This is a genomic window from Paenibacillus sp. Soil522 (assembly GCF_001428245.1).
Classification (GTDB): Bacteria; Bacillota; Bacilli; order Paenibacillales; family Paenibacillaceae; genus Pristimantibacillus.
Window position 1 is genome coordinate 1 of record NZ_LMRV01000028.1, and the last position, 12,669, is coordinate 12,669.

Sequence of the window (12,669 nt, forward strand, 5' to 3'; positions counted from 1 at the left end):
AGGAATAATGGTAAGCGTCACTTCCCGAGTTTGTTGTCAGCTTTTCTYTACTTTGATGTAAGCTTTATGATTTGGGTATTTATTGGTGCTTTATCACTCTTCATTACCAAAGATTTCGGGTTGTCGGATACTCAGAAAGCTACCATGGTAGCCATTCCCATTTTGGGCGGATCCGTCTTCCGGATACCGATGGGAATATTGGCGGACCGTATAGGCAGTAAAAAAGCTGGACTTATCGGGATGACGCTTACCATTATTCCTCTTCTTTGGGGCTGGCTCGGCGGAACAAGCATTCTTGAAGTTAAATCGATCGGATTCTTRCTCGGTATCGCAGGCGCAAGCTTCGCTGTATCGCTTTCCTTGGCAAGCCGCTGGTACCCACCACAATATCAAGGTCTGGCGATGGGGATTGCCGGAGCAGGCAACAGCGGTACTGCGTTAGCTACATTTTTCGGACCTCAGCTTGCGCAAGCTTACGGTTGGCACAATGTTTTCGGTTTGGCGATAATACCTTTGATCCTTGTCATTGTTGTGTTTGCGATTTTAGCCAAGGATGCTCCGAATGCTCCTGCKCCTAAAACGTTGGCAGATTACCTCAGTGTATTTAAACATGCGGACACATGGTGGTTCTCCTTCTTCTATGCGATCACGTTTGGCGGCTTTGTCGGATTTGCCAGCTACTTCAGCATTTTCTTCTACGATGTGTATGGCGATGCTATCGTCCCGGGCGGCCTAACCAAAATACAAGTAGGTTACGTGGTTACTCTTACCGTTATAGCCGGCAGCTTCTTTAGACCTGTAGGCGGTTGGATTGCGGATAAGGTTGGCGGAATGCGGTTCTTGACCCTATTGTTTGGCGTCGTTGCAATAAGTGCGTTTKCGATTGCAACAATGCCAAGTTCATTCTTAGTTATGCTTCTTTATACAAGTATTATGATGGCTTGCCTCGGTATGGGGAACGGATCGGTGTTCCAAATTGTTCCTCAACGCTTCTCCAGGGAAATCGGTGTTGTTACTGGAATCGTCGGTGCAGCAGGCGGTTTAGGAGGGTTCCTACTGCCTAAATATATACTTGGTCCATTAAAACAATCGACAGGCACTCACGTTACCGGCTTCCTTATTGTTGGTTCTATCGTTTTAGTCTCGACACTTGTTTTCTACGCTGTAACTCGCTCTTGGAGAAAGTCTTGGGCTACAAAGGAATCCGGCGTTAATTTCTAAGCACGACAGCGCCGAGGTTCAGACGTTGATTCCGATAGCAGTCCATCCTCAACCGAGGGCGGGCTGCTTTTGCTCTTTTAGAAAGCGGCTGGCCGATTTGCAGNTTTAGTCTCGACACTTGTTTTCTACGCTGTAACTCGCTCTTGGAGAAAGTCTTGGGCTACAAAGGAATCCGGCGTTAATTTCTAAGCACGACAGCGCCAAGGTTCAGACGTTGATTCCGGTTAACGCCTTGGCAGGATGAGAAAGAGGCCGCTCGCTTGGTAGAAAGATCTACTAAGCGAGCGGCCTCTTCGTTATTTGCTATTTGAGAGCTGATTCGATTTAGAGCGCCGGAGGCGTGAATGAGCGCCCGGCAAACTCTGCATCAAGCATATAGAAAGCATTGCTGTCTTTGTCGATACGCTTCAGCTTATGGATGATGCTATCGAACAGCGCTTCTTCTTCAACCTGCTCGTCGATGAACCATTTCAGGAAGTTAATCGTCGCGTGCTCACGATCATTGATCGCAAGGTCCGACAAATTGTAGAAGCGTTTCGTATTTTGCTGCTCATGCCCATAGCCTTGCTCGAACGTATCAAGGATAGATGTGTAGTCGTTATTTGGCTCTCCTAGCGCGGAAAGCCTCGCACGACGGCCACGATCGTTCAAAAACTTGTATATTTTCATTGCATGAAACCGTTCTTCCTCTGCTTGTACAATAAAGAAGTTAGCGAAACCATCAAGACTTTCACCTGAACAATACGCAGCCATCGCAAGATACACATGCGCAGAATAAAATTCAAAATTCATCTGTTCATTCAACGCTTCTGCTAGTCCATCATTCATGCTCGTGCACCTCAGCTTTCCTAGATTGTATTTATTCTAACATAAAAATAAAGAACGGCAAATGCCGTTCTTGTAAATGTATCCATATTTACTCAGCCGATCATTTTCTTTAATCGCTTGTAGAGCTTCTCTGCGGACGGTGCGCTTACCGTCTTCGACTTAATGACGACGAAGCACTCTAGCTTGCAGGTTTTGCAATCGCCGAGACAATCGCTTTTCTTCTGCTTTATATCCGGATATCGATTTTTCATAGCCTTATAAACCGGCTCTAAACCATTCTTTAAATTCCTTTTGCAATACTTGATCTTCTTCATCCGACTCACCCCGCAGCGCAACGAAGTATTTGCTTCCTACTAAATGATAATGATAATCATCCCCGTTGTCAACTGCGAATTTTAAGAACTTCAATTCCTTTTTGCAGCTGGCTGTCCTCGCGTCCAAGCTTTTCACGAAGCCGCTCCAGCAGCTGGTAGCCGGTCTTATCATTAAAGCTGCCCGTAGCTTCCAGTTTCTCGGCAGTCTGGAATTTGCTTAATGCTTCGGCAGTCTGCTTGTCGAACAAGCCTTTCTGACCCGTACGCGTGTAGCCGAGCTCCTTCAGCATCAGCTGAAGCGTCTTTACATCCTCGCCGTAGCTTCCGACTTTCATTTCCGTTCCGATTGCAAGCGGCCTAAGCTGAGTATATGCAGGCAGAGCAACAACATAGTCCGGTGACACCCCTGTTTTGTTAATCCAAGTCCCGCCCGGCGTCTTCCACTGTGCTTCCGTTAGGCTTAAGACGGAACCGTCCTTAAATTGATTAAAGGCTTGAACGACACCCTTGCCATATGTCTTCTCTCCGATAACCGCAGCGCCTGCCGATTCTTTCAAGGCAGCTGTCAGCACCTCGCTCGCGCTGGCAGATTGTCCGTTTACGAGCACCGCAACCGGTACTGTCCATTCCTTCTCCTGCTTCGACTTGTAGGTTATCGTTTGACGCTCGTTTTTGTACACGACATTCAAAATAACTTTGTCCTTCGGAATGAGCGTGCTCGCAATCTTAATGGTCGGCTGAAGCAGGCCGCCAGGATTGGAGCGCATATCGAGCAGCAAGCCCTTAAGCGGCTTCTCCGTCTGAAGCTCGGTGAGCGCGGCAGCAAATTCGTCCGCTGTTTTCTCGGCAAAACGACTGATCGTTACATGACCGATTCCGCCTTCCAGCAGCTCTGACGTCACGGTATGGATCGGAATTGCTTCCCGCTTTAACGTTAGAGTGAACGGCCCGGTTTGATTCGGCCTCTGAATCTGCAGCGAGACGGATGTTCCTTCTTCGCCTCTAATGATGCCCAGCAGCTCTTCAAACGTTTTGCCGCTCAGCTTCTGATTATCTGCCGAGATGATCATATCGCCCGGCAGCAAGCCGCCACGTTCGGCAGGAGCGCCCTTCGTTAGCCCGCTGATCACGAACTGTCCTTCCTCCTCGCGAATTTCAGCGCCGATCCCGTAAATTTGACCTTCGTAGGACTCTGTATAAGCATTTCCCTTCTCCTCGGCCAAATAACGGGAATAAGGATCCTCAAGCGAGGCAACCATTCCTTCCGCCGCCCCGTTAATAAGCTTTTTCGGCTCAGCGCCGTTTAAATAATCATCGATAATTTTGTTGTAGGATACCGTAAATTGCTGGAAAGCCGGCTCCTTCAGCATGGGATACCGGTTACCCATCCATAGCAATCCCAATGCGAAGCCAACAACTGTAAACAATACAGCACCCAGCGCACAGAAGGTCAGAAATCGTTTTTTTGCCGCCGCTGATGTAAAATCGTTCATCTGTTCATCTCCTCAAAAGTTTAACGAAGTAAAACTTACTTCGAAAGCATAGACCCCGTTTTGTGTAATAAAACTTAACTTAAAAGCTGGCGTTTAGTCTTGTATGTATGGTTCATTTTAGCTACAATCAACCTAATCTTAACTTTAGAGAGCTGGAGAGGAGATTTACTGCTAGTATGTATAAACTTATCGCTATTGATGTTGACGACACCTTATTAACAGATGACCTAACCGTAACGGAAGGCACCAAGCGTGCGATGGAGGCTGCCATTGCGCAGGGGGTAACCGTAACGCTCGCAACCGGCCGCATGTTTGCTTCTGCCCAGAAGATCGCCAAACAAATTGAACTCAATGTTCCTATTATTACTTATCAAGGCGCCCTCGTCAAAACGCTGCTCGACGGACAAGTATTATATGAGAGAAACGTGCCTATCGATGCGGCTAAGGAACTTCACGCCTTCGCAGAAGCGAACGGTCTTCATCTGCAGCTTTACGTAGATGACGAGCTGTATAGCACAGAGGATAACGATAAAATAAAAGCCTATTCCAAGCTATCCAATATTCCGTACAAAATCGAGCCAGACTTCAACAAGCTGCTGGACTTTCCAATGAACAAAATGCTTATTATTGACGAGCCCGCTCGTCTCGACGAAATAGCCGAGCAGCTGGGGCCACTCATCGGCGATCGCGTGCATATTACGAAGTCGAAGGCGCATTACTTGGAGTTCATGCACAAAGAAGGCACCAAGGGACATGCCCTGCGGTTTATGGCTGAGCATCTCGGCTGTACGATGGATCAGACGATTGCGCTGGGCGATGCGTGGAACGATAATGAAATGATTCTCGCGGCTGGTCTTGGCGTAGCAATGGGCAATGCGATCCAATCGCTGAAGGACATCGCAGACTATGTCACGCTATCTAACAATGAGGAAGGCGTATGCCATGTTATCGAGAAATTTGTTCTGCATGCATCCGCAGAGTAGCCTCACTACACAATAGAACATGCGGAACAGCCCCTTCGTTTTCAGCGAAAGGGCTGTTTCTTTAGAAAAAGGAGCGTATTGACTATGAATTGTCCGATATGCAATCAACCGAATGAGTGCGGCATTCCAGCTGTTCAAGAGAATGGTGCGGATTGCTGGTGCTTTCATGAAAATTTTCCAAAGGAGCTTCTTCAACAGATTCCAACAAATAAACGCGGCAAAGCCTGTATTTGCAAGCGATGCTTGCTTGCAAATGAGGACTCGCTCAAGACCTAGATGGAAATTCACGCGTAAAAGCATTGTGCGGCGGGATGTCGCTAACCGTCTAGGTCACATTCGTGCTTCCGCCAGCTTAATTATTGTTATTTATTTATCTCTATTTATCCTTTAATAGCAGTCATCCATATGCGTTGAAATTGATGGGATGGATTAAGCCTTGTCCCTAAGGAAGATAATTGCTCAGGCTGGTGACTCGTTATGGGATGAAAGCCTGCATGCTCTAGCATCTCAATCAATCTGTTCTCTAGAACACCATTTATGGAATGGCCTACACTTTTCTTCTTCCATGCGATAGGCATATGACTTCTTGTACATCTTCCCATTTTTGACGAAGTCGTGCGGAAAAAGGGGTCTACGTTACGCGCCTTCCAATCGCCGTCCATGACGACTATTTTGCCGCCAGGCCTCAGCACTCTGCCCCATTCTGTCAATGCGCATGCTATGCAAGAAAGCCCCGATAGCACGTTTCGGCTAACGACGGCATCAAAGCTTCCGTCTGGAAAAGGCAGCAGCTGCGCATCTCCCTCAATAAATGTGCACGATAGCCCTATTGCTTCGGCCTTTGATCTCGCGATGCGAAGCATCTCGCTGGATAGATCGATACCCGTTACACGATGTCCCTGCTCTGCAAGCTGCAAAGCAAGCAGCCCCGGCCCTGTACCCACATCCAATACGTCTAGCTCCGATTTCCCTTCAAGCAGCTTACGCAGAAGGCCGTTCCATCGCTCCTTTTGCTGTGTCGTTTCCAGAAGGCGATCTGTTCCTTTTGCGTAAGCTTTCGCTTTATTATCCCAGACAGAAGCGATTGCCGTCATGACTGCATCTGTCATGATTTTGCGGTCAAAGCTTGCTCATATAATTCGGTACAGCGCTGCATCAGCAAGCAAAATGAACGGTTATGCCCAATAAAAAACGAAGAGAGGTCATATCGCTTACGTGCCGGCTCATAGGAAACAAGAAGGCGATGCTTCATGTATCCAGCTGCAAAACGTACGAATGCTTCCGTCTGCTCCGATGTATGTAGCGTAATATAGGCATATAGGGAATGATCCAGCGGATCGTCTTGCAGACTCACGCCTGCGCAAGAAAACTCGGTCGTCATTTGCATGCGTCTAAGCTGCGACAGCACAGGATAAAGCTCCGCATCAACCATAAACGATTCAAGCATTACGGTATGCTTATCTTTCTTTTTCCGTTTATCTCGTTTGGCCCAAGCATAAAGCTCCCGCTCCCTGCGCTCCCAAAGCGCCTTTGTTTGGCTGCTTAATACGAGTTCCTTACCATCGTTCACGGCGATGCTCCCCATCGTTTGCACTGAAACGGCCTAATCGTACGAAAACCCCGGGATCGGATCCTATTGTGTAGTATGCTGCTCTTTTTCGATAGCCAGAAACAGTCATGAAATAGCCTCCATATTCAAATGCGGTTTATATTCCTCAATAGAATAACGAATATGCTTAGATGTTAGCATAGAGCTTTCAATAATAGCTTTCCGCTTTGCTTTCAATATGATTTGCTCCATGTCGGCGAAGCTGCAGCCCTTTAACGACGAGCAAGCATGATTTAGAGTTTGCTGCTCACTCTCGAAATCGCCGATCAGCAGCCGGATATATTCACTTCTCGCAGCATCGTCCGGCATGCCGTACGTCATTTTCGTATCGAATCTGCGCCATACCGCATGATCGAGCTCCTCCTGCAAATTCGTCGCCGCCATAAATATACTGCCGCATTCGAATTCATCCAAGCATTGCAGCAGCGTATTCACGACACGGGCCATTTCCTTGACCTCATCATTATTCTCGCGCGTTCTGGCAATTGCATCAAATTCGTCGAGAAATAACACGCAAGGAGCAGCTTTCGCATATTCGAAAATTTTGCGGACATTGCTCGCCGTTTCACCAAGATGGCTATGAATAATCGTATCCAACCTTACGAGAACAAGCGGAATGTCAAGCTGCTGAGCCATATAGAAGGCAGTCAACGTTTTACCGGTTCCGGGAGGTCCAAACATGACGATTTTATTAGGAATCGGCACATCATGCAGAAAAAACTTTTCCTTCATCTTAAGAATAGTCAAAAATTCCTCTATAATTCTCCGATTTTCCGGCTGAAATACGATCCGCTTAACCTTGCGCGCACAATCTTTAGGGGTATAGAAGGTGGCCATTTCCGAGCCCTTTGCCCGCGGAAGACGGTTATTGTTGTTTTTGCTCATTGCTTTGCATGCTCCTTTGGCTATCGCTTTTAAAACGTAATAATTACGATTTAAGTATATCAGAAACATTTTGCTTTGCAAGCCACTCTTCTCAAAAAGACGCCTAAGCGTTTTCTCCTGCTTTGCCAGGCACCTTGCAATACGTTTCAGGTTCAATGCTATTATCCGCTATAGGGCTCCAGCCAATGATTAATTTCTGCAAGCGGCTCTGCACACAAGCTGATTCCGCATGCCAAAAAAAGGAGCCTCTCCGCTTCTGTGGAAAGGCTCCTGTTCTTTTTGCAGACAAACGATCTATCAAGATACGGCTTTACGCGACCGCTTGCATTCGCCCTTGCTGCATGACTGATAGGTCCCTGTAAAATCAAGCCGATGGTCCGTTACCTTAAAGCCAAATTCCCGTTCAATCCGCTGCTCGATCTCGAGCAGCCAATCCTCTTTTATTTCCGTGAGCGAGCCGCATTCATCGCAAATGAGATGATGATGCATATGCTCATGATCCTCGCCGCGAAGATCATAGCGTGCTACGCCATCTCCAAAATTCATTTTCTCTACGACATGAAGCTCAGCAAGCAGCTCGAGCGTCCGGTATACGGTAGCCAGACCGATCTCGGAATATTTTTGCTTTACGAGCATAAAGACACCTTCTGCGCTCAAGTGATCCAATTCGTTCTCGAGAAGCACTTGTAATATGATTTCACGTTGAGTCGTCAGTTTGTATCCGTTTGCCATCAATTGCCGATTTATTCGGTCCATTTCTGCCGCGATATTTAACACGCTCGGATACCTCCTCATATTGAAAAGCCAGTACATGAATACTATTCCATTTTTGTAAAGGCTTGCTTTTAGAATGATTACAATCTAATGGTAGTATACTTTTGCGAATTTAGCAAATGCCCTATAAAAGAAGGGAAGCTCCCGGCAAACATCCGTACGATACGGCCGCATGCAAGGAGCTTCTCTTGTTTTATTGCTGCGGTGACTTACAGCACCGCGGAAATTCCGCCGTCAATGTTAACGGAGGTCCCCGTCACGAACGATGCCGCCTCGGAAACGAGGAAGCCAATGACATTGGCCGCTTCCTGCGCATTGCCAATCCGTCCAAGCGGTATGCCATGACGCGCGTCGGCCGCGAATTCATCCCAACTTAGCTCGGGGGCTTTGGCTTGCCACATCCGCTCAATTTGTGCGCTGCGAATGAGCCCGATGCATACCGCGTTTACGCGTATGCGGTCAGCAGCCAGGTCCTTGCTCATCGCTTTGGTGAGCGCAAGCCCTGCCGCACGGCTAACGGAGGTTGGCAGCGAGGAAGCGCCGGGAGTTTTTCCGCCGACCGCGGTTACATTGACGATAGCTCCGCCGCCAGCTTGTCGCATATGAGGCAGCACCGCTCGCGAAAATTGAACGGCTCCGAAAAGCTTCAAATCAAGGTCCGCCGTCCAAGCATCCGTCTCGACCTGCTCGAAAGGACGAGCTGCAGACGTGCCCGCATTATTAACGAGAATGTTGACGCCTCCAAAGCGCGCCACTGTCTCCGCAACCGCCCGTGCGGCCTCCTCAGGCCTCGATACGTCAGCACTAATTGCTAAAGCGTCTTTACCTGTCTGCTCCTTGATTTGCTCCGCCGATCTGCGCAGCGACTCTGCCTCCCTGGCGACGATTGTTACCTCAGCGCCTTCGGCAGCCAGCAGCAATGCCGTTGCCAGTCCAATCCCCTTGCTTCCGCCCGTAATGATCGCTACCTTTCCTTTTAACCCAAGCTCCATCGTATGATTCGCCCCTCTTCTGCCCATTGCTATTTTTGAACCGTCTCTATCACCTTTTGCACTTCATTGTTAATATCGACCTCCGTATCGGCAGGTAAATTCACGATAAAGATACCTCCGAATACTTGCTGGGACTTGCCCTGCCAATTACGGATTTTATTTTTTAAAATTTTCAGCTCCACCGAATAAATGACTTCTTTGCTAAGCAGCCAGTTGTGTCTGGTATACCTTGATTTTTCAATTGTTTCTATGTATAAGGAAACATCGTTAGACGGTTTTACACGGATGACGTCGCCGAAAGCAACGTTTTCTGTAAAAACAGGATTTTCCTCGATTCTATAAATATCATCATCCAATTGAATGACATCTAATACTTCAACCTCTCGGCCAACACCATCGAAGCAGAGTTGCAGTTCTATAAAATCTTGAATGCTCTTCACCCTCTATGCCTATTATCAATTTCATTTCTGGAACCCGCTAGCTCAGATCCACACAGGTATAATGCTCCACGGTAGGAAATGGATCGTAGAAGTGATGAAGCAGGCTCTTCCATTCCAAATAGTCTGCCGATCCCCGAAAGCCCTTTGTATGATCCTCCAGCGTTTCCCATCTTACTAGCAATATGTATTTCCTGTCTTCTTCTATACATTTCTGAAGCTCGTGGCTAATATAGCCCTTCATCCTGGAAATGATTGCCGAGGCCTTCTTGAAATTACGCTCAAATTCATCTGACATTCCCGATTTAACCTGCAATACAGCAACTTCCAGAATCATATGATCAGTCCTTTCATACCAATCTAGCATATACGAATTGCCCAAAAAACACCATATGCGATCCTGTATTTCCATCGTATGACCGAATTTAATGCTTTCTTATCATACAACAAAAAAAAGCCCATTCGGGGGCTTACCTGGAAAGCCTCCATGTAAATTAGAGAAAGCATCGCAGCGCATTTTCCTGGATGCCATTATGGACAAATTCGAACTTCATTACGGTTGATCATATTATTTTCTAATAATAATTTTTCTTAATGGAAACATTATTTACTGGCTTATGGGGTTTATTTTTCTGAGGGAATCACCAACCTGGCGTACGTGGGCCGGTCTTGCGATCATTCTAGTAGGATTCGTTGTAGCCAAAGGTAAGTAACAAGAGAAGGTCTCAGGTGATGAGTATATTCTTGTTCCCTAAGGCTATATTGTAACATTGCAGGATAGAAGGCGGTTTCTCAGAGACGCAGCGGTCTATCTTGTATGTGCAGGATAGCTGACTTTAAAGCGCTGAATGTCCGCCAAATGAAAAGGCTATCCTGCAATAATGCAAAATAGCCAGAAATCCGAAACAAGAAACAGAAATATTGCTGCATTTATGCAACATACATAGCATCTTAAACGTAATTTAGTCCTTTAATCATCGTCATTGTCATCTTTGTCGCGGTGACGGCCTTTTCCTTTTTCTGTGTCGTCATCCTTCTTTCTATCTTTTTTCTCTTCTTTTTCTCTTTCTTTCCGCTCCTCTCTATCCTCCTTCTCTTTGTCTCGCTCACTCTCATTATTCGAATCATCGTTAGAGCTCCATTTATTCCCCTTATCCTTCTTATTTGGCAAAAGATTCGGAGCCTTTGGAAACGGCATCACCGGCTCATCCTTTAAAGCTTCTGCTAACAACGCATGGAATACGACAGCTGCGGCCTTAGAGCTCGTGGACAAATAGTGGCTGCTGTCGCTTTGGTCATAACCTAGCCATACCGTGCCTACAAGCTGAGGCGTATAGCCGACAAACCAGTTATCCTTTGCGCTGTAGCCTGACGTTCCCAGCATTTGCGTCGTGCCGGATTTCCCGGCAAGCGGGCGGTCCCCAAGCGCGGCAGCGATACCCGTTCCCTCCTTAATGACTCCCTCCAGCATGGCTGTCATCATTCGTGCAATGGCAGGCTCCGTTACCTTCTCGCTGCCCGCGCTCTTCTCGAATTCTGCCAGTACTGTACCATCAGCGGATTCAATGCGGGTAATGGCATGCGCATGCATACGTACGCCGTCATTGGCGAATACGCCGAAGGCTTCGGCCATATGAAGCGGCGATACGCCTTCATGCAGACCGCCAAGCGCAAGTCCCAGCGTGCGATCCTGCTCCGTCAACGGAATGCCGAAACGCGCTGCGGCATCGATCCCTTTATCGATCCCTATCTCGTTTAACAATTTCACAGCCGGAATATTGTAAGAGTTAATTAACGCATCATAAAGCGACACCTGTCCGTGAAATGAGCCGTCTGCGTTCTGAGGCTCATAGCCGTTAATACTGATCGGTTCATCAACCACCTCATCGCTTGGCTTATAACCAAGCTCCAATGCAGGTGTATAAACGGCGATCGGCTTGATCGTTGAGCCCGGCTGACGCTTTAGCTGTGTCGCTCGATTAAAGCCTCTGAACGGCTGCTCCCCTCTTCCTCCCACCAGCGCTCGAATTCCGCCATCGCGCGGATCGACCAGAACAGCACCGCTTTGGATGAGCTGATCTGCCGCGCTATCCGGAAACAGTTCCTCCTGGGCGTAAACCTTCTCCGCCGACTGCTGCATTTTCGTATCCAACTCCGTATAGATTCGCAGTCCGCCTTGCAGCACTTCATTTTCTGATAGTCCGTATTGCGACATAGCCTCTCGAATGATTTGATCCACATAATAAGGATAGTTGATGTCATCTACCCGGTTAGGCCTCGAGCTTAACAATTGAATGGGCTCACGGAGAGCCTTATTGTAAATATCCTCGCTAATCAACACTTGATCCTTCATTAGCTGAAGGACGACATCCCGTCGTTCACGTGCCTTATCCATGTGCTTATAAGGAGTAAGGGCGGATGGCGCTTTTATTAGACCGGCGAGCAGTGCCGCCTCCGCTACCGTAAGCTGCTTCGGCCGCTTGCCGAAATATGTATTCGCCGCCCTGTCAATTCCCCAGGCGCCTTCGCCGTAATAGATCTGATTAAGGTACATCCCCATAATTTCCCGCTTGCTGTAGTTTTCCTCAATCTTCTTAGCGAGGAGCACCTCGTTCCACTTCCTTGACCAGGTCCGCTCATGCGACAAAAAGACGTTTTTAGCCAGCTGCTGCGTAATCGTGCTGCCGCCCTGCACCGTACCGCCTGACACGATATTCTTTAAAAAAGCGCGTCCGATCGCCCGCATATCCATTCCATCATGCTCAAAATACCGCCTGTCTTCCACCGCTACAACGGCATCCACCATATGCTTCGGTATTTCCGCATATCCAATTTCTTCAATTTTATTGAATGAAATCCGCGTAGCTTCCGTTCCGTTCTTATCATACAAAATCGTCGCTGCCGGCAGCGGTACATCCAGTTGCCCGATATCCTGCGCGCCGACCAGTAAGCGAAAGGTGATCCATGCGCCCAGGAAAGCAACGATGAGCAAAGCTGCAGCCATGCGCAGTATGCTTTTTGCCTTTGACTTTTTCATTTTTAAAGCTTGATTGCTTCTCATCCGTTTTCCCCCATAATCGTGCTTCTCTATTTTCTACATTATTCGTGAAAGGATGTGATTTTTAGTACGTTC

At 47.7% G+C, this 12,669-nt stretch carries 14 protein-coding genes; 3 read left to right on the plus strand and 11 right to left on the minus strand.

The features are described from left to right. Window positions 1–30 precede the first annotated feature (30 nt). The gene (locus ASG81_RS05885; RefSeq protein WP_056630432.1) at window positions 31–1,221 is read left to right on the plus strand and encodes an MFS transporter; all 1,191 of its coding nucleotides are present in this window, start codon (window positions 31–33) and stop codon (window positions 1,219–1,221) included. Window positions 1,222–1,545: 324 nt separating this feature from the next. Here the strand turns inward: ASG81_RS05885 and ASG81_RS05890 are convergent, their stop codons facing one another. The 3 genes from ASG81_RS05890 to ASG81_RS05900 all read right to left on the minus strand — a co-directional run bounded on the left by ASG81_RS05890 (window position 1,546) and on the right by ASG81_RS05900 (window position 3,856). Continuing rightward, entirely contained in the window at window positions 1,546–2,049 is a 504-nt protein-coding gene (locus ASG81_RS05890) for a ferritin (RefSeq protein WP_056630436.1), read from the minus strand. A gap of 92 nt (window positions 2,050–2,141) precedes the next feature. Beyond that, a complete protein-coding gene (locus tag ASG81_RS05895) occupies window positions 2,142–2,363 on the minus strand; it encodes a DUF1450 domain-containing protein (RefSeq protein ID WP_056630439.1) in 222 nt (73 codons plus the stop codon). A gap of 68 nt (window positions 2,364–2,431) precedes the next feature. Further along, window positions 2,432–3,856 (minus strand): S41 family peptidase, encoded by a 1,425-nt coding sequence (locus ASG81_RS05900; RefSeq protein WP_056630442.1) that lies wholly within the window; start codon window positions 3,854–3,856, stop codon window positions 2,432–2,434. Between the two features lie 176 nt (window positions 3,857–4,032). Between ASG81_RS05900 and ASG81_RS05905 the strand changes: the two genes are divergently transcribed. Both ASG81_RS05905 and ASG81_RS05910 read left to right on the plus strand, forming a co-directional pair. After that, complete coding sequence (locus ASG81_RS05905) at window positions 4,033–4,839, plus strand: Cof-type HAD-IIB family hydrolase (RefSeq protein WP_056630445.1); 807 nt, start codon at window positions 4,033–4,035, stop codon at window positions 4,837–4,839. A gap of 84 nt (window positions 4,840–4,923) precedes the next feature. Next, complete coding sequence (locus ASG81_RS05910) at window positions 4,924–5,115, plus strand: cysteine-rich CWC family protein (protein ID WP_056630449.1); 192 nt, start codon at window positions 4,924–4,926, stop codon at window positions 5,113–5,115. Between the two features lie 104 nt (window positions 5,116–5,219). Here ASG81_RS05910 and ASG81_RS05915 read toward each other — a convergent pair whose 3' ends face one another. The 8 genes from ASG81_RS05915 to ASG81_RS05950 all read right to left on the minus strand — a co-directional run bounded on the left by ASG81_RS05915 (window position 5,220) and on the right by ASG81_RS05950 (window position 12,597). Beyond that, window positions 5,220–5,948, minus strand: coding sequence for a class I SAM-dependent methyltransferase (locus ASG81_RS05915; protein ID WP_056630454.1), 729 nt, complete (start codon window positions 5,946–5,948; stop codon window positions 5,220–5,222). Next, on the minus strand, window positions 5,945–6,409 hold the full coding sequence (locus ASG81_RS05920) for a hypothetical protein (protein ID WP_327205146.1): 465 nt from the start codon (window positions 6,407–6,409) through the stop codon (window positions 5,945–5,947). The genes ASG81_RS05915 and ASG81_RS05920 overlap by 4 nt, the downstream gene beginning before the upstream one ends. 105 nt (window positions 6,410–6,514) lie before the next feature. Beyond that, window positions 6,515–7,333 carry an AAA family ATPase gene (locus ASG81_RS05925; RefSeq protein ID WP_056630723.1) on the minus strand — a complete coding sequence of 273 codons (819 nt, stop codon included), beginning with the start codon at window positions 7,331–7,333 and terminating at the stop codon, window positions 6,515–6,517. Between the two features lie 297 nt (window positions 7,334–7,630). Continuing rightward, on the minus strand, window positions 7,631–8,089 hold the full coding sequence (gene fur / locus ASG81_RS05930; protein WP_442952818.1) for a ferric iron uptake transcriptional regulator: 459 nt from the start codon (window positions 8,087–8,089) through the stop codon (window positions 7,631–7,633). A gap of 227 nt (window positions 8,090–8,316) precedes the next feature. Continuing rightward, on the minus strand, window positions 8,317–9,099 hold the full coding sequence (locus ASG81_RS05935) for an SDR family NAD(P)-dependent oxidoreductase (RefSeq protein WP_056630461.1): 783 nt from the start codon (window positions 9,097–9,099) through the stop codon (window positions 8,317–8,319). A gap of 29 nt (window positions 9,100–9,128) precedes the next feature. Further along, the gene (locus ASG81_RS05940; protein WP_056630464.1) at window positions 9,129–9,539 is read right to left on the minus strand and encodes a DUF4265 domain-containing protein; all 411 of its coding nucleotides are present in this window, start codon (window positions 9,537–9,539) and stop codon (window positions 9,129–9,131) included. A 37-nt stretch (window positions 9,540–9,576) separates the two neighbouring features. Beyond that, window positions 9,577–9,873 (minus strand): antibiotic biosynthesis monooxygenase family protein, encoded by a 297-nt coding sequence (locus ASG81_RS05945; protein ID WP_056630467.1) that lies wholly within the window; start codon window positions 9,871–9,873, stop codon window positions 9,577–9,579. 633 nt (window positions 9,874–10,506) lie between these two features. After that, window positions 10,507–12,597 carry a transglycosylase domain-containing protein gene (locus tag ASG81_RS05950; protein ID WP_056630470.1) on the minus strand — a complete coding sequence of 697 codons (2,091 nt, stop codon included), beginning with the start codon at window positions 12,595–12,597 and terminating at the stop codon, window positions 10,507–10,509. Window positions 12,598–12,669: the final 72 nt, after the last annotated feature.

Bases quoted from the DNA above. Each gene is read 5' to 3' on its own strand.
- ASG81_RS05950 (WP_056630470.1), bottom strand. From the start codon at position 12,597: ATGAGAAGCAATCAAGCTTTAAAAATGAAAAAGTCAAAGGCAAAAAGC.
- ASG81_RS05895 (WP_056630439.1), bottom strand. From the start codon at position 2,363: ATGAAGAAGATCAAGTATTGCAAAAGGAATTTAAAGAATGGTTTAGAG.
- ASG81_RS05935 (WP_056630461.1), bottom strand. From the start codon at position 9,099: ATGGAGCTTGGGTTAAAAGGAAAGGTAGCGATCATTACGGGCGGAAGC.
- ASG81_RS05905 (WP_056630445.1), top strand. From the start codon at position 4,033: ATGTATAAACTTATCGCTATTGATGTTGACGACACCTTATTAACAGAT.
- ASG81_RS05925 (WP_056630723.1), bottom strand. From the start codon at position 7,333: ATGAGCAAAAACAACAATAACCGTCTTCCGCGGGCAAAGGGCTCGGAA.
- ASG81_RS05910 (WP_056630449.1), top strand. From the start codon at position 4,924: ATGAATTGTCCGATATGCAATCAACCGAATGAGTGCGGCATTCCAGCT.
- ASG81_RS05915 (WP_056630454.1), bottom strand. From the start codon at position 5,948: ATGACAGATGCAGTCATGACGGCAATCGCTTCTGTCTGGGATAATAAA.
- ASG81_RS05890 (WP_056630436.1), bottom strand. From the start codon at position 2,049: ATGAATGATGGACTAGCAGAAGCGTTGAATGAACAGATGAATTTTGAA.
- ASG81_RS05945 (WP_056630467.1), bottom strand. From the start codon at position 9,873: ATGATTCTGGAAGTTGCTGTATTGCAGGTTAAATCGGGAATGTCAGAT.
- ASG81_RS05900 (WP_056630442.1), bottom strand. From the start codon at position 3,856: ATGAACGATTTTACATCAGCGGCGGCAAAAAAACGATTTCTGACCTTC.
- fur (WP_442952818.1), bottom strand. From the start codon at position 8,089: ATGGACCGAATAAATCGGCAATTGATGGCAAACGGATACAAACTGACG.